The 22,197-nt window shown below is 47.3% G+C and carries 20 protein-coding genes; 17 read left to right on the forward strand and 3 right to left on the reverse strand.

All coding sequences use genetic code 11. From position 1 onward, the window contains the following. Nucleotides 1-34 precede the first annotated feature (34 nt). The 5 genes from NST25_RS05975 (at nt 35) to NST25_RS05995 (ending at nt 6,400) form a co-directional block, all read left to right on the forward strand. Nucleotides 35-1,846: a sensor histidine kinase gene (locus NST25_RS05975; protein ID WP_340393475.1), complete on the forward strand. Its 1,812-nt coding sequence runs from the start codon at nt 35-37 to the stop codon at nt 1,844-1,846. Beyond that, entirely contained in the window at nt 1,839-3,038 is a 1,200-nt protein-coding gene (locus NST25_RS05980) for a response regulator (protein ID WP_340393476.1), read from the forward strand. Before NST25_RS05975 ends, NST25_RS05980 begins: the two co-directional genes overlap by 8 nt. A 189-nt stretch (nt 3,039-3,227) precedes the next feature. Then, complete coding sequence (locus NST25_RS05985; protein WP_076128153.1) at nt 3,228-4,559, forward strand: extracellular solute-binding protein; 1,332 nt, start codon at nt 3,228-3,230, stop codon at nt 4,557-4,559. Between the two features lie 107 nt (nt 4,560-4,666). Next, entirely contained in the window at nt 4,667-5,542 is an 876-nt protein-coding gene (locus NST25_RS05990; protein ID WP_038569153.1) for a sugar ABC transporter permease, read from the forward strand. Between the two features lie 30 nt (nt 5,543-5,572). Continuing rightward, nucleotides 5,573-6,400 (forward strand): carbohydrate ABC transporter permease, encoded by an 828-nt coding sequence (locus NST25_RS05995; RefSeq protein ID WP_036681776.1) that lies wholly within the window; start codon nt 5,573-5,575, stop codon nt 6,398-6,400. Nucleotides 6,401-6,490: 90 nt separating this feature from the next. Here NST25_RS05995 and NST25_RS06000 read toward each other — a convergent pair whose 3' ends face one another. Next, nucleotides 6,491-7,492, reverse strand: a complete 1,002-nt coding sequence (locus tag NST25_RS06000) for a lipoate--protein ligase (RefSeq protein WP_076128152.1) — start codon at nt 7,490-7,492, stop codon at nt 6,491-6,493. 227 nt (nt 7,493-7,719) lie between these two features. Between NST25_RS06000 and NST25_RS06005 the strand changes: the two genes are divergently transcribed. The 4 genes from NST25_RS06005 to NST25_RS06020 all read left to right on the forward strand — a co-directional run bounded on the left by NST25_RS06005 (nt 7,720) and on the right by NST25_RS06020 (nt 11,373). Continuing rightward, nucleotides 7,720-8,808 (forward strand): threonine-phosphate decarboxylase, encoded by a 1,089-nt coding sequence (locus NST25_RS06005; protein WP_339171996.1) that lies wholly within the window; start codon nt 7,720-7,722, stop codon nt 8,806-8,808. A 129-nt stretch (nt 8,809-8,937) separates the two neighbouring features. Next, the gene (locus NST25_RS06010) at nt 8,938-9,675 is read left to right on the forward strand and encodes an adenosylcobinamide amidohydrolase (RefSeq protein WP_340393477.1); all 738 of its coding nucleotides are present in this window, start codon (nt 8,938-8,940) and stop codon (nt 9,673-9,675) included. Nucleotides 9,676-9,724: 49 nt separating this feature from the next. Continuing rightward, a complete protein-coding gene (gene cbiB / locus NST25_RS06015; RefSeq protein WP_340393478.1) occupies nt 9,725-10,684 on the forward strand; it encodes an adenosylcobinamide-phosphate synthase CbiB in 960 nt (319 codons plus the stop codon). A gap of 8 nt (nt 10,685-10,692) precedes the next feature. Further along, nucleotides 10,693-11,373 (forward strand): histidine phosphatase family protein, encoded by a 681-nt coding sequence (locus NST25_RS06020; protein WP_076128145.1) that lies wholly within the window; start codon nt 10,693-10,695, stop codon nt 11,371-11,373. Nucleotides 11,374-11,478: 105 nt separating this feature from the next. Here NST25_RS06020 and catA read toward each other — a convergent pair whose 3' ends face one another. Continuing rightward, nucleotides 11,479-12,138: a type A chloramphenicol O-acetyltransferase gene (gene catA / locus NST25_RS06025; protein WP_076128143.1), complete on the reverse strand. Its 660-nt coding sequence runs from the start codon at nt 12,136-12,138 to the stop codon at nt 11,479-11,481. A 142-nt stretch (nt 12,139-12,280) separates the two neighbouring features. Here catA and NST25_RS06030 point away from each other — a divergent pair, with 142 nt between their 5' ends. The 8 genes from NST25_RS06030 to NST25_RS06065 all read left to right on the forward strand — a co-directional run bounded on the left by NST25_RS06030 (nt 12,281) and on the right by NST25_RS06065 (nt 19,562). After that, the gene (locus NST25_RS06030) at nt 12,281-12,829 is read left to right on the forward strand and encodes an ATP-binding protein (RefSeq protein WP_339172006.1); all 549 of its coding nucleotides are present in this window, start codon (nt 12,281-12,283) and stop codon (nt 12,827-12,829) included. Between the two features lie 112 nt (nt 12,830-12,941). Then, the gene (locus tag NST25_RS06035) at nt 12,942-14,393 is read left to right on the forward strand and encodes a PLP-dependent aminotransferase family protein (protein WP_076277713.1); all 1,452 of its coding nucleotides are present in this window, start codon (nt 12,942-12,944) and stop codon (nt 14,391-14,393) included. A gap of 13 nt (nt 14,394-14,406) precedes the next feature. Beyond that, a complete protein-coding gene (locus NST25_RS06040; protein ID WP_076185745.1) occupies nt 14,407-15,339 on the forward strand; it encodes a D-alanine--D-alanine ligase in 933 nt (310 codons plus the stop codon). Beyond that, the gene (locus NST25_RS06045; protein WP_076128136.1) at nt 15,332-16,495 is read left to right on the forward strand and encodes an aminotransferase class I/II-fold pyridoxal phosphate-dependent enzyme; all 1,164 of its coding nucleotides are present in this window, start codon (nt 15,332-15,334) and stop codon (nt 16,493-16,495) included. Before NST25_RS06040 ends, NST25_RS06045 begins: the two co-directional genes overlap by 8 nt. A gap of 95 nt (nt 16,496-16,590) precedes the next feature. Beyond that, nucleotides 16,591-17,652, forward strand: coding sequence for a nicotinate-nucleotide--dimethylbenzimidazole phosphoribosyltransferase (cobT, locus tag NST25_RS06050; protein ID WP_076104822.1), 1,062 nt, complete (start codon nt 16,591-16,593; stop codon nt 17,650-17,652). Further along, nucleotides 17,649-18,197 carry a bifunctional adenosylcobinamide kinase/adenosylcobinamide-phosphate guanylyltransferase gene (gene cobU / locus NST25_RS06055; protein WP_076137512.1) on the forward strand — a complete coding sequence of 183 codons (549 nt, stop codon included), beginning with the start codon at nt 17,649-17,651 and terminating at the stop codon, nt 18,195-18,197. The genes cobT and cobU overlap by 4 nt, the downstream gene beginning before the upstream one ends. Next, the gene (gene cobS, locus NST25_RS06060; protein ID WP_340393479.1) at nt 18,194-19,009 is read left to right on the forward strand and encodes an adenosylcobinamide-GDP ribazoletransferase; all 816 of its coding nucleotides are present in this window, start codon (nt 18,194-18,196) and stop codon (nt 19,007-19,009) included. The genes cobU and cobS overlap by 4 nt, the downstream gene beginning before the upstream one ends. A 226-nt stretch (nt 19,010-19,235) precedes the next feature. Next, the gene (locus NST25_RS06065) at nt 19,236-19,562 is read left to right on the forward strand and encodes a YnfA family protein (RefSeq protein ID WP_076128128.1); all 327 of its coding nucleotides are present in this window, start codon (nt 19,236-19,238) and stop codon (nt 19,560-19,562) included. A gap of 885 nt (nt 19,563-20,447) precedes the next feature. Here NST25_RS06065 and NST25_RS06070 read toward each other — a convergent pair. Continuing rightward, nucleotides 20,448-22,136, reverse strand: coding sequence for a methyl-accepting chemotaxis protein (locus tag NST25_RS06070; protein WP_076128127.1), 1,689 nt, complete (start codon nt 22,134-22,136; stop codon nt 20,448-20,450). Nucleotides 22,137-22,197 lie beyond the last annotated feature (61 nt).

A 22,197-nucleotide genomic window follows, 5' to 3' on the forward strand; every position in this document is an offset into this window, starting at 1 on the left:
GAATTACCGCTAGAACACACAGGAGGCGGCTGTTATGCGGGGGGATTCCTTAGTGAAGTGGTTTGGAAGATTGCAGATTCGTAATAAAATTATCCTTATTTTTATACCGTTGATCATTTTTCCATTGCTTGCTTTAGGCTTGCTCTCAGGACAGATGTTCAGCCGTTCGATGATCGAAAAGGCTAAGTACAATTTTAAAGATGAATCCAAGCTCATCATGCAGCAAATAGATACGATTGTAAAAAATACGGAGAGTAGTGCTAACATTATAACTACCGACATCCATCGGATGTATGCTGAACGTCCGTTGTTATCCTCGACAGTGGAGCAGACGCGGTTTCGCAATTTAATGCAGAGCCAGCTTTCTATCGATCTGATTATTTTTCCGGATGTCGACTCTGCTGTATTTGTGGATACGGAAGGGCAGATATATTCCTCTTACGCCTACGGTAATCCTAACGAACAGAAGGTATTCACCAGCGATATGCTGGAGAAGGCTAAAGAAAAAGGCAGCTACGGGGTTAACCGTTGGCTTCCCATGGAACAGAGAGATTATCTGGTTAGTGATCCGGCAGTTCCGGTGCTCACACTAAGTAAAGTCGTGTACAATCTTAAAACGGGCAACCTAATAGGTACATTATTTGTGAACGTAAAAGAAGATGCTCTCTCTGCTTTTCTGGAAACCGCTAGAGAAACCTCTTCGGACAAGAAATATTTTGTAGTAGACGGAACGCAAAGGACCGTGTCTACACCTGATAAATCAAAGCTCTTACTGAAGCCTGAGGACAGACTGAACGATAGTCTTAGGAAGACGGGAAGCTCTGTCTCGGAAATTATCGGCAGGGGGAGCGGGCGAGAGCTGGTCACTGTGACGTATTATGATAAGCTGAATTGGAAGCTTGTGAATACCATTTCGCTGCAAAAGTTAACCGCTGATATTCACCGTAATATAACGTTAACTATATTCGTGGGAATTGGATGCCTGTTACTGTCTCTGCTGCTTGCAGGAAAGCTGTCACAGATTATCGTAAATCCGCTTCTTCAGGTGACGAAGGCGATGCGTAAAGTAAGGGAAGGCGATCTGAATGTCACCTCACCAGTGACTACAGAGGATGAGACGGGGTTGATCTCCACCGTATTCAATTCCATGGTTGGTCGTATCCAGGAGCTGATGCGGACGATTACGAACGAACAAGTCCGGAAACGTGAATATGAACTAGCTCTGATTCATGCCCAGATTAAACCACATTTTCTGTACAACACACTGGATACGATTTATGTACTCAACGATTTGGAGCTTAATGAAGCAGCTCGGGATACGACCAAGGCACTGGCAGACTTCTATCGGGTTGTTCTTAGCAAAGGAAACGAGGTTATTCCACTGTCCGAGGAAGTATCAAATGCAGCTGATTATTTGGCTATTATGCAGGTTCGCAACCCCGACGTATTACGTTACGAGATTAATATCCCGAAATCTCTCGAAGAAGTTAAGGTACCCAAATTGTCCCTACAGCCACTCATAGAGAATGCAATCTACCATGGATTAAAAACAAAGGGTAGTCAGGGGCTTATCTCAATAGAGGCTTATACACACGGAAGAGAAGTTATCATTACCGTGGAGGATAACGGTGTTGGCATGTCCGAGGAGCAGGTGTCCCGGATTGTAGAATACCGCTCACGAGAAGGAAAACCGGCATCCATTGGCATTTACAGCGTTCATGAACGGATTAAGCTGTATTTTGGAGAACCATATGGCCTATCGGTGGAAAGTAGACTGGGAAAGGGTACTGTTATGAAAATGGCGATTCCCGGAACGGAAGTGCAGGGGGGCAGCATAGATGTATAAAGTGATGGTTGTAGATGACGAGCCGCTGTTTCGTTATTATATGCGGACCAAGCTGGATTGGAGTAAATATGATTTCAGTGTCTGTGGTGAAGCGTCAAATGGCAGAGAAGCGCTGGAAGAAGCGGAACGGACGAAACCTGATTTGGCTTTAGTGGACATTAGCATGCCCTATATGGACGGTATGGAGCTGGTTACCCGGTTACAGGCCAATGCTCCTGATATGCTGATTGTTTTTGTAACAGGGCACAATGAATTTGATTATGCGCAAAAAGCGATTCGCTTAGGTGTACAAGATTATTTATTGAAACCGTTTAACCAGCAAGAGTTTAACGAGATGATGATCAAGGTGAAGCAGCGCCTTCAGTCACATAAAATAGGTGCACGCAAAGCTGGTAAGCCGGAAATAATTGCAGAAGGGACGGCTTCTAGTAAGCTCTTTCCACTCCAAATGGACGAGCAGAATTCCTCTGAAGGGATAGAGGAGTTCTCCTTTCCATCCAAAGAAATCACTCATCTTGGAATTCAGGATGCCATGCTGATGGCGTTAAAGATGGGGGATTTCGATGCAGCGGCGAAGGACATAAGCAAATTAATTGAGATTCTACGACGCCAGAGAGGGGGAGGCAGCTATTCCTTTACTCTTTTAATGAGTATAGTATCCCTTTGCCTTGCCTATGCTGGAGAAAGAGGGATCAATCCGGAAAGTTTCTGGAAACCAGCAGGTTCATCAGAGCAGCGGCTACGGGAGATGGATAACTGGGATGAGACTGAAAGCTGGATAAAAGACTTGTACAGTAAAGTCATTGATCAAGGTCGTGAGCACCGTCCCTCTAAGTCGTACAATTTATTCATTGCCGCCAAAGAGTACATCCGGGAGCATTATTCCGATTGTGAGCTGACAGTTGACCAGGTGGCGAATGGCGTGTATGTAGATACCAGCTATTTACGGAAGGTTTTTCGAAAAGAAGGTGGAATCTCTGTACTTGATTTCATTACCTATACTCGTATGAAGCAGGCCAAGGAACTGCTTGCTGGAGGAAATGTGAGACTGTCTGAAATCGCCGGTAAAGTGGGCTATAATGATCCGAATTATTTCAGTAAATGCTTTAAAAAACACTATGGCATGCCGCCGTCTGAATTTGAGCAGCTGGCTGCCCGTTCCCGCCATATTGGCGTTAATAATGAAATTTAATAAACAAATTTGGTGGCGGCTCTCTGGTGAGGCCGCTTTCATTTTGTCCTGTTTATTACCGATTGTGCCCGATATGGCTCTTTTTGGGTCTTCAAGGCTCAAATATAATAGAAACAGGACGATGAAAACGCTAACAAATAGCGGTTTCAACTAGCTCCACTAAATAGAGCATCAGAAAGGGGATTCATTATGAGCAACAAGCTATTCAGAACACTGGGGGTTGCAACCGTTTTATCCTTAGCTTTCTCACTTACAGCCTGTGGTGGTAACAATGCCGGAAACGGTGGTTCAACCTCTGAAGATTCCAATACGACCGCTGGGAACACCGATAAGAAAATTCAAATAAAAATTTATGCACAGCATTTTGACGAAGATACTTCAAAGCCATTTGATTATGCCGTAGAAGAATTGAAAAAGGAAATGCCGGAGGTGGAGATTGTACTGGATGAGGCTGTTCAAGATGGCTACCAGAAGCTGAAAACATATGCCGCGACTGGGAACATGCCGGATATTTATGAAACAGACTGGCCTACACTGCAAACCTTCGCCAAATCTAAAAATGTCGAGCTGCTTGATGAATACCAAGCCACCAAAGATTTCAAAGCGAATCTAAACACAGGGAATGAGTCCCGTCTGATTGCCCCAGACGGTCATGTATACGCATTCCCATATACGGGAATCGAATTCCAAATGTTGTTTTACAACAAGGATATCTTTAAAGAGGTAGGCATCGAGATGCCGATCAAGACGATCGATCAGCTGGCTGAAGCGGCTAAGAAGCTTTCTACAGCAGGGTATACACCGCTCTCAATTTTCGCGAAGGAGAAATGGATCACTACTTCTTTTTATAGCGGACTTGTGACTCGTGAGGAGACGAAAGGGTTTGGCCCACTCGAAACGAAGGGAACGACAACATTGCCTTCGCCTTATGTAACAGCAGCAGAACAAATGAAGAAGCTGGAAGAAGCAGGCTTGTTCGACGTCAATGCTACGAATACCAATTATGATCAAGCTTCATCTTTGTTCTACCAAGGAAAAGCTGGCATGTTCGTCAACGGTCAGTGGGAAATCTACAGCAGTGCTGAGAAGCTTGGGGATAAAGTGGATTGGATGTACTGGCCAGCTAAGGACGAAGCGACTTATGAGAACAACAAAATGTACATTAACGGTGCAGGAGGTCCTGGTGGCTTTGCCGTTTCTCCTAGCAGCAAGAATGTTGAGACCGCAGTGAAAGTAGCTAGTTTTATCGCACAAAAATATAGCGAATACAAATATACACAGCTGGGTAGCCCGATCGTAGCGACTAAAGTGGATAAAGAAATGACCGGTGAAGTGCCTGCCATGATGAAAAGAATCGCTGAAGAAGTGCTGCCAAACGTGAAGGGTTACGCCAATGCGGTAAGCAGTGTTCAAATTAAAAATGCACTGGACGACAATACACAAAATATGTTGATCGAAGGATTCTCGGCTAAGCAGTTCACGGATAACATGAACCGAGTGCTGAACAAAGAAAATAAATAATTAGAGAAATAAAATAAATAAAAATTGGTCCATGCCCTGCAGCTCACCCGGATCGAGCCCTTATATCGGGTGAGCAGCTTGGTAAGGAAGGAGTGGAATCTTACCGCATGCATAAATACTTAGGTAATAAGAAAGCCATAATGCTGTTTCTGCTTCCCGCTCTGTTGATTTATAGCGTAGTGATTATCTATCCGGTGCTTCAATCCTTTTATCGTAGCTTTTTCGAGTGGGACGGGCTCAGTACGGCTACTTTTAACGGATTGTCCAACTATGTAGAGATGTTTGATGATCCATTGCTTTTGACATCCCTTCGTAACGGCCTTATTTTTGCACTGGTGCTCGCTGTATTTCAGATCGGATTGGGAACCATTCTTGCGCTTGCCTGTGCCGATCCGCGAATCAAAGGGCGTAAGTTGTTGAAAACAGCTTATTTTATCCCCGTAGTTCTGTCGGTTACGGTTGTTTGTCAGCTATGGATTGCCATCTACGACCCGAATAACGGATTGATCAATAGACTTTTTGAAATTTTGCATATTCCTTATCAACAAAACTGGCTCACTTCTCCAACCACATCCATAATTGCGATTGCCTTTGTTAATGCCTGGCAGTTCATGGGTTACCAGTTCAGTCTTTTATATGCGGGGGTTAAATCTGTCCCTGAGCAGTACATGGAAGCTGCCACGATTGACGGTTGCTCCAAATGGATGGCGCATCGTAAGGTGACGATTCCAATGATGAAGGAGACGTTCAAATTCTGTCTGATCATTGCCATTACTTCAGGAATCGGTGCTTTTGTACAAATGTTGATTATGACTAACGGCGGACCGGGAACGAGCAATTATACGCTTACCTTTATGATTTATCGTTATGCTTTCTTGGAAAGCAACTACGGCTATGCCTGTGCGGTATCGGTTGTGCTTGTCCTTCTGTCGCTTCTGGCCACCATTATTATCAACAAGACATTTGACCGAAATGAAGCATAAGGCAGTACGCCGGAAAGGAAAAGGAACGTTATGAAAAAAGTGAGAGCATTGCTCATACAGCTTCCCTTATGGATTTATTTTATCATTTCCATCTATCCGCTATTATGGATGATTTCTTATTCTCTGAAAAATAACGATGAGATTTTTGTCACCAACCCTTTCGGATTTCCGACTAATTTCCGGATTGAAAACTATGTGGCCGCTTGGTCACAGTTCAATATACCGCGATATTTTACGAATAGCTTGGTAGTCTCTACGATTTCAACGCTACTTATTATCATATTATCGCTGATGTTCTCATTCGCAATTTCCCGGCTGCGGTGGAGATTCCGTGAAGGGGTCAGATTGTATATGACGATCGGAATGTTCATGCCGCTGCAGGTAATTATGATTCCACTTGCTATACTCGTGCGGGACTTACATCTGACTAATACCTACGGTGGGCTGATTGTTCCTTATGTCGCCATTGGATTGCCGTTCTCTTGTCTGGTATTCTACGGCTTTATGAAGGGTATTCCTGGGGAGCTGGAGGAATCCGCTTGTATGGACGGCGCGAATGTATACCGGATGTTTCTGCAGATTATTGTGCCGGTTGTAACGCCAGCTGTCGCAACAGTAGCCATTTTTCAATTCCTGAACAACTGGAATGAATTTTTGCTGGCTTATATTCTGATCTCTGATGAGGGGATGAAAACACTGCCGCTGGGTCTATTGTTCTTCCAAGGCCAATACAGCACTGACTGGGGTGGCATGGGGGCGGTTATGACGATGGCGAGTCTGCCAATGGTTATTGTCTATTTGTTCTTTAGTGAGCAGGTAGAAAGAGCAATGACAGTTGGATCTGCTGTAAAAGGATAAAGCGAAGAGTATTAATTCATGCAAAAGAGGACTTCTGGCGAATGCGCAGGAGTCCTCTTTTTGATTCAAATCATGACCAGTGAATTCATCCTATTCCTCTAGGAAGACCAATCCGATAAAATCCTCCGGCTCAATACGACCGAAATAATGCTTCAAATCGAGATCAGCTAATGCTTCTCTAACCTCAGCCTCGTCATAACGTTTGCCACGAAGTGCATTTTCAACATCTACTACGTCACCGACTCCGAAGAAGTCACCATAGATTTTGATGTCTTTAATGAGGGAATCTTCAATATCCATCCGAATATCAATAATTCCGGCAGGGAATTTGCGCGTGTGCTTAACGTTGCTTTTTGGTGACAGACCGTAGTTCCAGTCCCAGTTCTGGTAGTGCTCCTTGGAGATCTCATTAATTTTGTCCCAGTCGGCTTGTTGCAGCTTGTACTGAGGAACCTCAGAAGGATCCATACCAAAGATCGAACGCAGCAGGCCGGCGCGGAACTCCTCGATCGTCATATCTGTACCCAGCAGCTCTTTGATATTCGCTACACGACTGCGTACGGATTTGGTGCTCTTTGATTTAAACTTCTCTGGATTCACTTTTAGAGAGGCTTGTACATCATCTAAATTAAGATTGAACATCAAGGTACCATGGCTGAACATACGTCCGCGTGTGGAGAACTGAGCGTTACCGGAAATCTTTTGCTCACCAACTTGCAGGTCATTCCGTCCGCTTAGCTCGGCGTTAACACCCATGCTTTGCAGGTAATCGATGACCGGTTGGGTAAATTTCAAAAAGTTATGAAAGGATTGGCCGTCATCCTTGGTAATAAAGCTGAAGTTCAAATTTCCAAGATCGTGATAAACAGCTCCACCGCCGGATAGACGACGTACGACCTGAATATTATTATCTTTTACATACTCTTGGTTAATTTCTTCGATAGTATTCTGATGTTTCCCTATGATGATGGATGGGCTGTTGATATAAAAAAGCAGGTAACTCTCGTCCATCGGCAAGTGCTTCAGCGCATATTCCTCAATCGCCAAATTGATGGATGCGTCAGTAATCCCTGTGTTATCAATAAAAAGCATAGTGAATTCCTCCGTCGCAGCAAAATTGATTACAACCTTCATTTTAAACCAAAAGCGGTTTTTTAACAAAAGAGATCACATTGTTGAGATTCATGTCGGTTTGAGGGAAGCGGGGGATTTAGCTGATTCCTTCTGCGAAAGCATTGACGTTCTTCCGGCAAAGAGGCAATAATGGTGGCAATGACATACATATCGTGCTAGAGAAAGTAGATAGAGGGAGTGTAATTATGCTTGAAAAATATGGGCATGGCGGTGATTTGCTGACGGCAGCGGAGCTCTATGGAGAAGCTGGGGGCACATTTCTCGACTATAGTGCCAACATCAATCCGCTCGGTCCCCCACCGCAAGTTTTGGAGCTGCTCAGAACAGCACTGTCAACGGTGGTGGCATATCCGGACCCTGGACACCGATGCTTTAAACGCCTACTGGCGGAAAATCTTGGCGTAGATAATAGCTGGTTAACCGTGGGCAACGGAGCAGCGGAATCTATGGCTTTGCTGCTGCTGGCGATAGCTCCGCAAAAGGTTGGCATCGTGGAGCCTTGTTTCTCTGAGTATCGGCAGCTTTCCATACAATTTGGCGCTGAAGTATTATCGGTTCAGGGGACAAAGGAACAGCATTTCCGCGCTGGAGTGGAGGAGATTGCCGGGCTGCTGGAACAGGTGGAACTGTTATTTCTCGGACAGCCGAATAATCCCAATGGCGTTCAGTATGCTGTGGAGGAACTGCGCTTGTTAGCGCAGAAGGCTGAAAGCTGCGGGACTTATTTAGCTGTGGATGAAGCTTTTATTGACTTTATCCCGGAGTCAGAGCGAAATACACTCCTGCCGGAGCTGGAGCGGTTTCCGCATACGGTTCTGGTGCGGTCGATGACGAAGTTTTATGCGATTCCCGGCTTGCGTCTCGGGTTTGCGATTTCACATCCGAAGCTGGCGAAGGCGATGAGCGGAAAGCAGGTCACCTGGAGTGTGAACGGCTTGGCGCTGCTCGCAGGGGAAGCCTGCCTTACAAGTGGACGTGACTATGAACAGCGTACGCGTGAGCTTATTGCAGCAGAACGCGAAAAACTGCGGCAGGGTCTTATGCAGCTGGGCTGCGATGTCCCACCGGGAGAAGCCAACTTTCTGCTCTGTGGCTTGCCATCACCGTGGAGCGCGGCTGAGTTTCAGACTAGGCTTGGCCGCGTAGGTATACTAGTGCGCAGCTGCGCTATGTATGCAGGGTTAGGTGCTGAGCATATTCGAGTTGCCGTTAAGGGACATGAGGATAATGCCCGCCTTTTGCTGCAGATGGCGGAGATTCTAGCGACTAAGTGACAGGTGCATGTAGTCTTTAATGACTCTATGTGCGGAGCGATCTGACAGTGCGATTGGCGGGGCATCCTTTCGCGGATGGTTGTAAGTATTCAATGAAAGAAATGAGCGGTGAAAGGAGCGGGATCGGTTATGGTGGAAGTGAAGATTCCATTTAATCTTACAGGGGGAATCAGGGAGTATCGTCCGGCCGTCTGGCCAGGGCTTGCTCTGCAATGGAAGGATAAGCATCTTCTGCTGGAGCTGCCAGCAGAAGCCGATGGTTTATCGAGCGTGTTCTACGGCGGAGGAATGAATCGGCTGCAGCGAGCCGTCAATTTATATGTAGATCGCAATTACGAATGTAGTGATCCTGTCCAGGATATGGAGAATAAGCTGCACGATTGGGGTTATCCTTTATCCGGCTGTGCTGGTCTGATGACGGCTGTGCCGCTAGAGCATGCAGCGGTAGCTGAAGAGGACACGGGTTCAGCGGGGATTTTTGTTTGCGTTACAGCCGCCGCAGGAAATGCTGCGCGCGCAGGTGTGGAACGCAATGTGCTGGCTGTGTATCGGCCGGGTACGATTAACATCATGCTCTGCATTGATGGCCGCCTGACACCGGCGGCCATGGTCAATGCTGTGCAGACAGCTGTCGAAGCCAAAGCTGCCGCGCTGGCAGATCTCGGGATTACCGATCCCGAGAATGGCCTGATCGCAACCGGCACGACTACGGATGCTATTGTACTCGCTGTGAGCCAAAGCGGGCGATACAGCGCCGAGCATGTATATGCCGGCACAGCAACCGATCTTGGAGGCGCTATCGGCCGGCTTGTATATAGCGCTGTGACGGGCAGCCTGCTGTCGGTGCAGGCAAGGAAGGATAGCTAATGAGAATGGATAGCTGGAGAAGTAGAAGCTTGTTCAGAGGTGATTGCTTGTGACAATCGCTTTGGTGTTGCTTGCAGCTTTTGTGATTGACCGGATCGTAGGTGATCCGCGTAACCTGCCTCATCCCGTAATTGGTATGGGCAAAGCAATCACGGCTCTGGAGCGGGCGATCCGTCGTTTATGGTCCCGCCCGCAAAGCCTGCGCAGAGCAGGGGTGTTACTTCCGCTATGTGTTGCGGGCGGTGCTTGGGCACTGACAGCCATCCTGCTATGGCTGCTGTCATATATCTCACCGTGGCTCGTCTGGATAGCCGAGGTTTGGTTGATTTCAACCACGATTGCCTCCAAGGGACTAAAGGATGCAGGAATGGCGGTGTACGTGGAATTGCAGAAGGGCGATATCCCTGCTGCCCGCAAGGCGTTGGGGATGATCGTGGGACGTGATACGACTTCGCTAGACGCCCCGGAAATTGTCCGTGGAACGGTGGAGACCGTAGCAGAAAACATCGTCGATGCGATTATTTCTCCACTTTTCTACGCGCTGATTGGCGGTGCACCGCTTGCTATGGCTTATCGGGCGGTCAATACACTCGATTCAATGGTTGGTTATAAGAACGATAAATACCGTGATCTCGGCTGGGCATCTGCCCGGCTCGATGATGTTGCTAACTTTATCCCGGCACGAATTACGGCATTGCTTTTGGCTCTATGTGCAGGGATGCTTCGTCTGGATTGGCGCAGATGCCTGCAAATGGTGAAGCGGGATGCACATCTACATCCAAGCCCTAACAGCGGTTATCCAGAATCAGCTGTGGCTGGCGCACTCGGCATCCGACTCGGAGGCGAAAATATGTATCATGGCGTCGCTTCTTTTCGGGCTTATATGGGTGATCCGGTACGTACGATGGAACCGGATGATATCATCCAGACCTCGCGGATGATGATGCTCTGCTCTTCAATATTTGTAGGTCTTTGCGCGGTTGTGGCATGGATATGGATTGGAGGCTGAGCGTCGGTATGGCAATTCCCTCTATAGAGCTTGAGCTAGTGCTTATCCGACACGGGCAGACGAAATGGAATGTTGAGCATCGTTACCTGGGACATACGGATCTTCCATTGCTTCCTGAAGCAAGTGAGCGGCTATCCCAACCTCAGCAGCAGATCTGCCTGCAGACTGAGTTATCAGGTGGTTTTTGGCGTGTGTTCTGTAGCGATTTGCTAAGATGTCGGGAGACCTTGGCTTTCGTAGCCCCTTCACTAGAGCAGGACGCTGTTTACGATCAGCGGCTTCGTGAAATGAACTTCGGAGCTTGGGAAGGCTGCACTTATGAGCAGCTGAAAGATAACTCTCTATATAGACGTTGGATTGATGATCCTTCAAAGGTTACACCGCCAGAAGGAGAATCGTGGACAGCATTCGATGCTCGGTTGCGTAGTTTCCTGTTGGACCTAGGTCAAGCTGCTGTGGCTGCATTTGGATGTTGTGCTATCAAGGAGAAAAAAAGTGAGGTTACATCGAATAGAGTATTGGTAGTGACGCATGGGGGTGTTATCAGGAATTTACTTGCACAGTTAGTTCCTGGTCTCACATTCTACAGTGCAGTGGCTCCTTCTCCAGGGAATGTAATGGTACTAAAAATACTCTGGCAGCATGGACAATGGTCAGCTGATAAAGCTCATATTTTGGAAAAAGGATGATTACATGAAAAAAGGTTTCCACGTCATTAGGAAAACCTAATAGGTGGAACCCTTTATGTTTGAACTATCGTTTGCTGTCAGCAGAATAACATGGTTAATTAGATATTAGGTAATAGGTAACCATTCCTTATAGGTATCTGCACGTGATTGTAATTCATTATACAGCATGCTGGCATGGTAACCGTCGCACACGGCATGGTGGAATTGCCCCGAGATGGGTAATAGTATTTTTTTGTCTTGCTGAAAATATTTCCCTATCGTAAAGATGGGAAGTAGGTAGGTTCCTTCGTTATACACGTTCAGGTTAAAGCTTGTGAAGCTGACCCACGGAATGCTGGAAATAGGGAAGGTGTTCGGCGGTTCGTTTGCTTTAGCGATAAATTGTTTCACGCTTCCGTACATTTTCATATCATCGAGATAACGGTTATAGAAATCATTAAACTGTTCACCGTACGAAGTCCAGATGCTTGAGAAAGTCTTATCATCATCATGGAAAATTGTAAAACTAGGGGACAAGCTATCCCAATAACCTAATCCACCTTCAGAATCAAAACATGTGCGGAATTCACTATGACGGTTCACCACCGTAGTTATCATGTGGATTAGTGCTGGGTACAGCTTAATCCCCTTTAGCTTGAGCTCTGACAGTAGAAGGGTGATATCAATATTTACGGTCATGCTGTAGGTGCATCTGACATTGTTTAAATAATGTTCAAAATAGGGTTTTCTACTCCAGTTATCAATGACAATCGGGTTAAAAATCATTTATTATGACCTCCTAAAATTATTTCGTTTTTCATTTTAGGAGGTCTGCTGGACTGATTTCACCATATCCTTATCACAATCCCTTGAGAAAGTATTTTGTAACGATGAGTATACCATCAATTGGAAGGGAGATGCATTTATAATGCTGACCGAAAAGTTGGTTATTGAAAAATTGCTTCAGCAAAAGAGTACGAGTGTTGCTTCCAGCGTAGTGATGATGTGCGGTGTAGCGGGGTCGGGTAAAACAACCTTTGCTAAAAAGCTGGAGAAAGAGGGATTCGCCAGACTTTCGATAGATGAAGATATTTGGGCCACGCACGGCCGTTTCGGGGTGGATTATCCAGAGGACAATTATGAGTCTTATAAAGAAGAGTCGGAGATAAAGCTGCGGGGGGAGCTGGTGCATCTGCTTCAGGCAAAACATCATGTTGTTATCGATTTCAGCTTCTGGCAACGTCAGAGACGGAACGATTACAAGCAGCTCATTGAGAGTTATGGTGGCGTGTGGGAACTGATTCACTTAAAGGTTCAGCCGGATGAATTGCGTCAGAGACTGCTTATCCGGAGTGAACGTTTTGACGCCAATGCCGCATTTCCGATTACTGAGGACATATTAACCCGGTTTTTAAATGGTTTTGAGATCCCTTCTGGAGAAGGGGAGCTTGTGATTGAGCATAGATCTGTAACTTGATTTTTTTGGCATTTGTCCTCCTATAGAACCACAGCCGGATTAAAATCCCATGGCTGTGGTTCTTTTTTTAAGCGAGTGATTGTGCCATGATAGTCATGGGGGCGATTGAGAGATGTTTAAGGATTTTAAGCTCATAGCCGGACGGCCGGTGTATATACAAATTAAAGACTATATGAAGCACTTAATCATAAAAGGCGGTCTGCAAGGCAATCAAAAGCTGCCCTCCACACGAGAGCTCAGCACATTGCTTAAGGTTAGCCGCAACTCCGTAATCTCTGCTTATGCAGGGCTTGAGGATGATGGCTTTGCTTATGCTGTGCAAGGGCAAGGAAGTTATGTTGCTGCTACGCCGCCTGGCAGTGAAACGATCTCTTCCTGGACGATGGACTGGAAGTCACGTCTCAATGATCACGCGGTGCTGGCAGAGGAACTGGATATCATGAAGCGCGGGATTCGAGCGGAGAAGGGGACGATCTCCTTCACCAGCATAGCGCCTGATGAGAGTCTTTTTGATCTGGATAATGTGAAGCGGTCCTTTATGGATCGGATGTCGGTAGAAGGCAACGTTCTGCTAAATTACGGCTATGCCAAAGGGTATAAGCCTTTAATAGACTATTTGAAGCAGTATATGGAGCACAAGGGCGTTGAAATGAAAGGCAAGGATATATTGATCACCAATGGCTTTACTGAGGGGTTCGATATTGTATTGTCTGCTCTGAGTAAAAAAAATGGTTCGGTCATTTGTGAGAATCCGACGCATCATACAGCGATCAAAAATTTGAAGCTGAACGGTTTTGAGATCACCGGGATTTCGATGGAGCGTGATGGGATTGATTTGGCGGAGCTGGAGAAAGCATTGCAACAGCAAGCTTTTGACTGTGCATACTTCGTCCCTTCTTATCATAATCCGACCGGAATTGTAATGTCTCCAGAGAAAAGACAGCGGCTAATGAAGCTGATGAATCGCTACCAAGTCCCGGTGATTGAGGATGGTTTTAACGAGGAATTACGATATTCGGGCTCACATGTGGCTCCACTTATCGCAGCAGCAGGCAGCGGCAACAGCGTGATTTATCTCGGCAGCTTCTCCAAGGTATTATTTCCAGGACTACGTGTAGGTTGGGTGCTGGCGGATCAGGAGTTGATCAATTCCCTCGAAAGCGTCAAGCGCGCCCGTACCATTCATACCTCGACGCTGGATCAATCCATTTTGTATCAGTATTTATTGGGTGGTCATTTAGAAAAGTATTTGAAAAAAGCCAGAGCGGAATACAAACGAAAGTATGAATTAACCCTGCAATGCTGCAAGGATTGTATCCCTTATACGGCGCTGTCAGGGGACGGTGGCCTGCATCTTTTTGTAACCTTCGCGGAGGGCTTTAATACAAGGACGCTGTTGGCGGCCTGTCATGAGCAAGGGGTTATTTTTACAGCAGGAGATATATTCTTCACAGATGGTAAGGGTCAAAATACGATACGGATCGGTTTCTCCAGAGTGACGGATGAGGATATCCGCAAGGGGATCGAGATTATTGGCAGAACAGCTCGACAACTAATGGGATAAAGAGGTGCTTGAGATGAAGGTAGGCGTAATTATGGGCGGGGTATCCTCAGAGTATGAGGTATCCATGAATAGCGGTAGAGAAATATTGAAGAATCTAGACCCCAATAAATATGAAATTATTCCAATTGTGATCACCAAGCGTGAGGAGCTTATTGAGCAGGCAAAAGGGATCGATATCGCACTGCTTGCACTTCATGGAGCTTACGGCGAGGATGGTACGGTTCAGGGAACGCTGGAGACGATGGGGATTCCGTATACGGGCAGCGGGGTTTTGTCTAGCAGCATTTGCATGGATAAAGATCTCTCCAAAAAGCTTATGCGCTGCGCAGGCGTCAATACAGCAGATTGGCTATGCTGGGACAGCATGAAGGATTATTCGGCTGAAGCGGTGGAACGGCTCGGATATCCTGTTATGGTGAAGCCATGTTCAGGCGGCTCGAGTATCGGAATGGAAAAAGTGAGCAGCAGCGAGGAGCTGTTGTGCGCAGTGCAGAAGGCTTTTGCCTGTGATCAGTCGATTTTGATTGAAAGCTACATTCAAGGCCAAGAAATCACCTGTTCTATTCTAAACGGAGAGCTGCTGCCTATTCTGGGAATTACCTCAGCAAATGCCGAGTGGTTCGATTACAGTGCTAAGTATGAAGAAGGCGGAGCAGATGAACGGGTCATTGAACTGCCTACTGAGGTGCATGAGCGGGTACGCGAGGCTGCCTTGAGCTGTTACAAAGCACTAAAATGTAGCGTGTATGCACGGGTTGATATGCTGCTTAAAGAGGGTATTCCTTATGTGCTGGAGGTGAATACGTTACCAGGCATGACGAAGGCCAGTCTTTTACCCAAAAGCGCGCAAGCGGCAGGCTACACCTTCAGCGGACTGCTGGACGAAATCATCTCCCTTTCCCTAACGGAAAAGAGTGCAAAAGAAGAGGTGTACAGCCATGCATAATGAATGGATTGCTCCACGTGTGCGGGAGATTGCACCCTCGGGGATTCGGGCTTTTTTTGACCTAAGTGCGGGGAATCAGGATATTATATCGCTGGGTGTAGGGGAACCGGATTTCGTTACACCGGAGCATGTAAGAGCTGCCTGTATTCGTGCCTTGAATAATGGGGAAACGATGTATACGCCAAATTCCGGTTTACTGGAGCTTAGAGAGGAGATCGCTTCTTATCTGCACACAAGTTTCAAGCTTCGCTATGAGCCAAACGATGAGATTATGGTTACGGTGGGAAGCAGCGAGGCTGTGGATTTGGCATTACGAGCTTTCATTACACCTGGGGATGAGATTATCGTCCCTTCTCCGAGCTATATCGCATATTCGCCGATTACCCATTTGAACGGGGGGGTTACGGTGGAGGTAGAATCATCGGCCGAGCAGGGGTTTAAGCTTACTGCTGAAGCGTTACGGAAGGTGATTACTCCGCGTTCCAAGCTTCTTATGGTGAATTTTCCGACTAATCCTACAGGTGCAGTAATGACTTATGAAGATTGGCTGCCTATTGCACAGATTGTAAAAGAGAATAACCTACTGGTCATTTCAGATGAAATTTATGCCGAGCTTACGTATGACAGTCAGCATGTCAGCATCGCCTCTCTTCCCGGGATGCTGGAAAGGACGATTGTGATTAGCGGCTTCTCCAAAGCTTTTGCAATGACTGGCTGGAGAGTGGGTTATGCTTGTGGCGATCGAGAATTAATTGCTGCGATGCTAAAAATCCATCAATACACTGCGATGTGTGCCCCAGTGCTCGGTCAAATTGCTGCGATTGAATCATTGCGCAACGGAATGCAGCATAAGGAACACATGAAGCAATGCTTCGATGAGCGGAGAAAGCTGCTGGTTAGTGGATTTCGATCCATAGGACTACCTTGCCATGAACCTGCGGGTGCATTTTATGCCTTTCCTTCCATCGCTCACACCGGAATGAAATCAGAAGACTTCGCTTTGCAGCTGCTCAGGGAGGTCGGTGTCGCTGCGGTTCCGGGTCATGTGTTTGGAGCAGGCGGAGAGGGTTATATTCGCTGCTCCTATGCCGCTTCCTTACAAAAATTGACGGAGGCGCTGGAGAGAATCGAAGATTTTATGAAAGTGAAGTTGTAATTCTAGAAGTCCCCCTCTATCATAGATGGGGGCTTTTCTGCGAATATGAGATAGAATAGGTTATACGGATACATTTAATAGGAGGTCGTAATTATATGCTTTCAGATATTCAAGACGTAATTAAACAAATCATTCCGGCTGATGATCAGTCCATCCTCAAGGCGGAGCATCGGCTGAACATTCTGACCAAACCTCCGGGCAGTTTGGGACAATTGGAACCTCTGGCCGTTAAGCTCGCTGGAATTTCGGGTACGGAGCAGCCTAGTTTCACCAAACGAACAGTTGTTGTGATGGCTGCTGATCATGGGGTGTGCTGCGAAGGGGTTAGCGCATTTCCGCAGGAAGTCACGCTACAGATGGCCCATAACTTTCTCAGCGGTGGAGCGGCTGTGAATGTATTGGCACGTCAAGCTGGGGCAGAGGTACAGTTTGTTGATGTCGGCATAAACGGCGATCTTAGTCATGTCGATCTGATTGATCGTAAAGTGCGCCGGGGGACGGATAATATGGCTGTGGGACCTGCGATGAGTCGTGAGGATGCCATGAATGCTCTTCTTGTTGGGATAAGAGTCGCGCAGGAAGCGGTTAAGAACGGCACGGAGATTTTTATAACAGGCGAAATGGGCATTGGGAATACTACGGCTAGTGCTGCCATTCTATGTGCTCTCAAAGGAATAGCCCCTGAAGTAGCTGTGGGACGAGGAACGGGAATTGATGATGAACGTTTACTACATAAAATTGCAGTGGTGGAACGCGCCTTAAAGGTAAATCAGCCGAATTCAGCAGATCCGTTGGATGTATTATCTAAAGTTGGCGGACTGGAAATCGCTGGCTTGGCGGGACTGATTCTTGGTGCGGCTGCTAATCGGACACCTATCATTTTGGATGGTTTTATTTCGGGGGCGGCAGCGCTTGTGGCAAAAGCCCTTGCACCTGAATCCATCGCTTATATGATAGCGTCTCATGTATCAGGAGAACGGGGACACAAGTTAATGCTGGAGCAGCTTGGGCTTGAACCGCTGCTTAACCTCGGTCTGCGATTGGGTGAGGGAACAGGGGGAGTATTATGCCTTCATTTAATCGAGGCGATCTGCCGCATTTTGAGCGAAATGGCAACCTTTGAAAGTGCAGGCATCTCTGGAGCTGGTCAACGATGAGCATTCTTGTAACGGGAGGCGCACGTAGCGGGAAAAGTGGTTTTGCAGAAAAACTGATACAGTCACTGGCAGATCAGGCCTTCTATGTAGCAACCGGACAGGCTTTTGACGACGAAATGAAGGAACGGATTGCTCTGCATCAGCATCAACGAATGGAAAGTGGTTACGCTTGGGAGACGCTTGAGGAACCGTATGATTTACCAGATCTGCTAAAGCGATTATCGGGTGAAAAAGCGGTGCTCGTAGATTGTTTAACCTTATGGTTATCCAATGCATTATTGGCTGTGGAAGGTTTTGAAAATAGACAAGAGCTTGTTGAGAGTGAAATAACAAGGCTTGAAGACAGTGTGCGTTCTTTTCAAGGGACGCTTATTCTGGTCACTAATGAGGTTGGCGACGGGATTGTTCCGGAGTATGCGCTTGGCCGATTGTATCGTGATCTGGCGGGACGAATGAACGCCCTGATCGCTCGGCAATGCGAACAGGTCTTTCTAGTAACTGTTGGAATTCCGATTGAGCTGAAGAGCAGGGAGTATCGTTTATGAGGGAGCGTAGGGATGCGGCCGTAGCTGCCTTTCAGTTCTTATCCCGATTTCCTGTAAAAGGTGATCCGGGATTCTCTCCTGAACTGCTGCGCCGGAGTGTAATCTTCTATCCCATGGTAGGCGCAGCAATTGGGCTGTGTGTAGCTGCTGGAGCAGCCCTGACGGGATTGCTTTTACCTGCTTGGCCAGCAGCTGTGCTCACTCTGATTCTGTGGGTAGGCCTCACTGGCGGGTTGCATCTTGATGGCTGGATGGACAGCGCGGATGGTCTGCTCAGCTATCGGCCACGGGAGCGGGCCCTGGAGATTATGAAGGACAGCCGTGTGGGTGCGATGGGCGTACTCGCCTGCGTGCTGCTCCTGCTGTTTAAAGCATCTTTACTGGCAGCTCTAATCGAAGGCCTCGCCTACTACGAGCTGCCGCTGCTCTTGGTACCAGCGGTCTGGAGCCGCTGGTATATGGTACGGGCAATGGTGCGTTATCCCATTGCCCGTGGAGACGAGGGGCTGGCCGCGAACTTCGCCGGCCTAGCTTCCTCGCATGAGCGGCGCGCGCTGGAAGTCGCCGCGCTGCTCTCGCTGGCCGCCGCCGCTGCGCCACTGGCGCTCGGCGCTGGCTTAGCCGCGTGGCCGCTGCATCTGGCGGCAGCTCTGCTGCTGCCGGTCGCGGCCTTGGCCTGCGGCACCGCGGCTGCGCGGCGGATCAGCAGCCGGCTCGGCGGGCTTACCGGCGACGTGTACGGCGCGCTGAACGAGCTGCTGGAGGTTGTGCTGCTGCTAGTGTTATTGCTGCTCCAGCACAATTTAATGTAAGCTCCACGGGGGAATCTTGAGTAATTTGCTGTAAGTAGCACTACGGATGAACCTTGAGTAATTTGCTGTAAGTATCTCTAAGGGTAAACTTTGAGTAGTTTGCTGTAGGAGCTCCATGGGTGAACCTTGAGTGGTTTGTTGTAGGAGCTCTACGGGTGAACCTTGAGTACAATTTGTTGTGAGCAACCTTTGCGTTTTTATGAGATAGATAGGGAAGAGGGATGACATGTTATTTGCCATTCTGCTGTTTATAATTGCTGGGCTTGCTGAGATCGGTGGCGGATATTTAGTATGGTTATGGTTGAGAGAATCACGGCCACTTTGGTACGGTTTAGTGGGGTCTTTGATTCTGATAGCGTATGGGATTATCCCTACGTTGCAGAAATTCCCTTCCTTCGGTAGAGTGTATGCGGCTTACGGCGGGGTGTTTATCGTACTCGCGGTCTTATGGGGATGGCTTGTAGACAAGAAGACACCAGACGTATACGACTGGGTCGGAGCTGTTATTTGTGTGATCGGTGTATCGGTTATCCTCTGGGCACCGCGGCACTAGGTTGAGTGAGGTTTGCTTAGCCATAAAAGCGGAATGAAAGCTGAGTAACCTAGTTTTTACTAAGTGAGTAACTTGGCTCCGGACTCAGGAGACCTTATTTGTGATAAAAGGGTTAATTTGGAGCGTTTTCGGACACCAGAGGCGCTATTTGAGCGAAATAGGCTGAGTCTGGGTTGATTATGAGGCAATAGCGTCTCTCGAGTCCGAAAAAGCCTCCGAATGGCAGTTTTTCGAGTAATAGCGGCATCTGAGTCCGCAAGCCAGCAGCGAATGGCGTGCTGAGTCTAAGTGAGAGCTTCGCGCAAGCTAGCGCATGTAGCCGAGTCTATTGCTGTAGGTAACATCGACGGAGGAACTTTGAGTAATTTGCTGTAGGTAACTTGGCTCCGGACTCAGGAGATCTTATTTGCGATAAAAGGGTTAATTTGGAGCGTTTTCGGACACCAGAGGCGCTATTTGAGCGAAATAGGCTGAGTCTGGGTTGATTATGAGGCAATAGCGTCTCTCGAGTCCGAAAAAGCCTCCAAATGGCAGTTTTTCGAGTAATAGCGGCATCTGAGTCCGCAAGCCAGCAGCAAATGGCGCGCCGAGTCTAAGCGAGATTATCGCGCAAGCCAGCAGCAAATGACGCGCCGAGTCTAAGCGAGAGTATCGCGCAAGCCAACGGCAAATGACGCGCCGAGTCTAAACGAGATTATCGCGCAAGCCAGCGGCAAATGGCGTGCCGAGTCTAAACGAGAGTATCGCGCAAGCTAGCGCATGTAGCCAAGTCTAATCGAGGTTCCGCGCAAGCCTAGCGTATGCCCCCAAGTCTAAGCGAGCCATCGCAAACTAAAAACCCCCGTTCAACACTTTCGTGTGAACGGGGGTTTTAATTTACAAGCGTTAAATCTTAAATTGCTGCACAGCTTCTTGGAGTTTCTTGGCTTGCTCATACAGATGTTTAACAGTTTCTGCATGACCTTCCAGTTCGACGCGCTGCCGCTCTGAGTTAGCAGCGAGTGTGTCCGCACTTTCTTGCGATCTTGATGTAATTTGTGCAGTTTCTTCGACGGAAGCACTGACTTCTTCTGTACTTGCTGAGATTTGCTGTGTAGCCGCAGATACGGATTGGATGCTGTGATTGATGCTTTGGATAAGAATCAGGAGGTGATTAAAGGCATCACCTGCTTCTGCTACTTTGCCGACTCCAGAGGCAACCTCAGAATTCACGTGGTTCATCTCGGTAACGGAGCGACTCATATCTTCTTGAAGCCCAAGTAGGAAGTCACGGATCTGTTCGTTTGCGTTACGGGATTGTTCAGACAGCTTGCGTACTTCTCCCGCAACAACAGCAAAGCCGCGTCCATGCTCTCCTGCGCGTGCAGCTTCAATTGAAGCATTTAGCGACAGCATTTGGATCTGTTTCGTAATTTCAGTAATACTGTGAACGACTTCTCCGATCATTACTGAACGCTCATTCATGATTTGTAACTGATCCAGCGACTGTAGGGAAGCACGTTCAACCTGGCGCATTTGCAGCACAGCGCTTTGAGCAATTTCATTACCGCCACTTGCTTCAGTGGAAGCCTCACTGATTTGCTCCGTGACTTCATTCGCTGCTGAGGCAATACTTTGAATGCCTAAATTGATTTCTTCCATTGCTCTCGAGTTATCTGATGCACTGCTAGCGATAGTCGTACTACCTTTGCCGATTTCTACTACCGATGAGCTGGAGTGTTCCGCCATATCATTGAGAACCTCAACACGTTCTTTTAAAGAGTTGGAATCCGCAACGACAGTATTAGAGGTTACCAGTACATGTCCAATCATTTCTTTCAGGCGTTGGGTCATCGCTTGGAAGCTTACGGACAACTGTGCAACTTCGTCATTTCCTTTAACTGATAATTCTTCGGTGAAATCTCCCTCTGCGAGCCGGGCACTATAAGCTGCCAGTTTTGAGATTGGACGTGTTATACGCACACTCATGAACCATGCACCAGTTAGGCCGATGATCAACGTCAGAAGTGTGATTCCGGCACTTGTCCATAGAATACTGTCTGTTTTTTCTTGAATGAAGCTTACGTCACTGCTTACACCGATAACCATCGTACTTCCGGGAATACCGATATAAGCTGTTTTATGTATACCATGTGCGTCGCTATATGTATCGCTTAGTCCAGTTTTTCCTTTAGAGGCTTGTTGCATTGCAGAGGATACGGTGACACTTTCTGCCCGTTGCAATTTTGCATCGTGATCTGCGGATAGAATCTCAGCTTCTTTTCCCTTCAGATTGACCAGAAAAATGGTTTCCACTCCATGTTGTTTCCTCTTTTCCTGAAAATAGAACTCGAGATTGGTGGCAGACTGATCGTTCTTATTTAGGGTTTGCTGGGCGTGCATTACGTTGAGATTCTTATATACGTCCTGAGCAGCGGCAGTAAGGATTTTGTTAATCTGCGGCATAACATAGCTGTTGAAGATACTGATAGAGATAAAATAGAAGCTGGTGCTTAACAAAAGAGACGTGAGCAACAGAACAACAAATAATAAACGCGTAAATTTGCGACTGATCGAATGCTTGATACGAAACATATCGTTCTCTCCTTTTTTTATGGACGGTGAGGTCATTTCTTTTTGGTCTTCACTAGATACT

It is taken from the genome of Paenibacillus sp. FSL E2-0190, assembly GCF_037992965.1.
Taxonomy (GTDB): domain Bacteria; phylum Bacillota; class Bacilli; order Paenibacillales; family Paenibacillaceae; genus Paenibacillus_AQ; species Paenibacillus_AQ odorifer.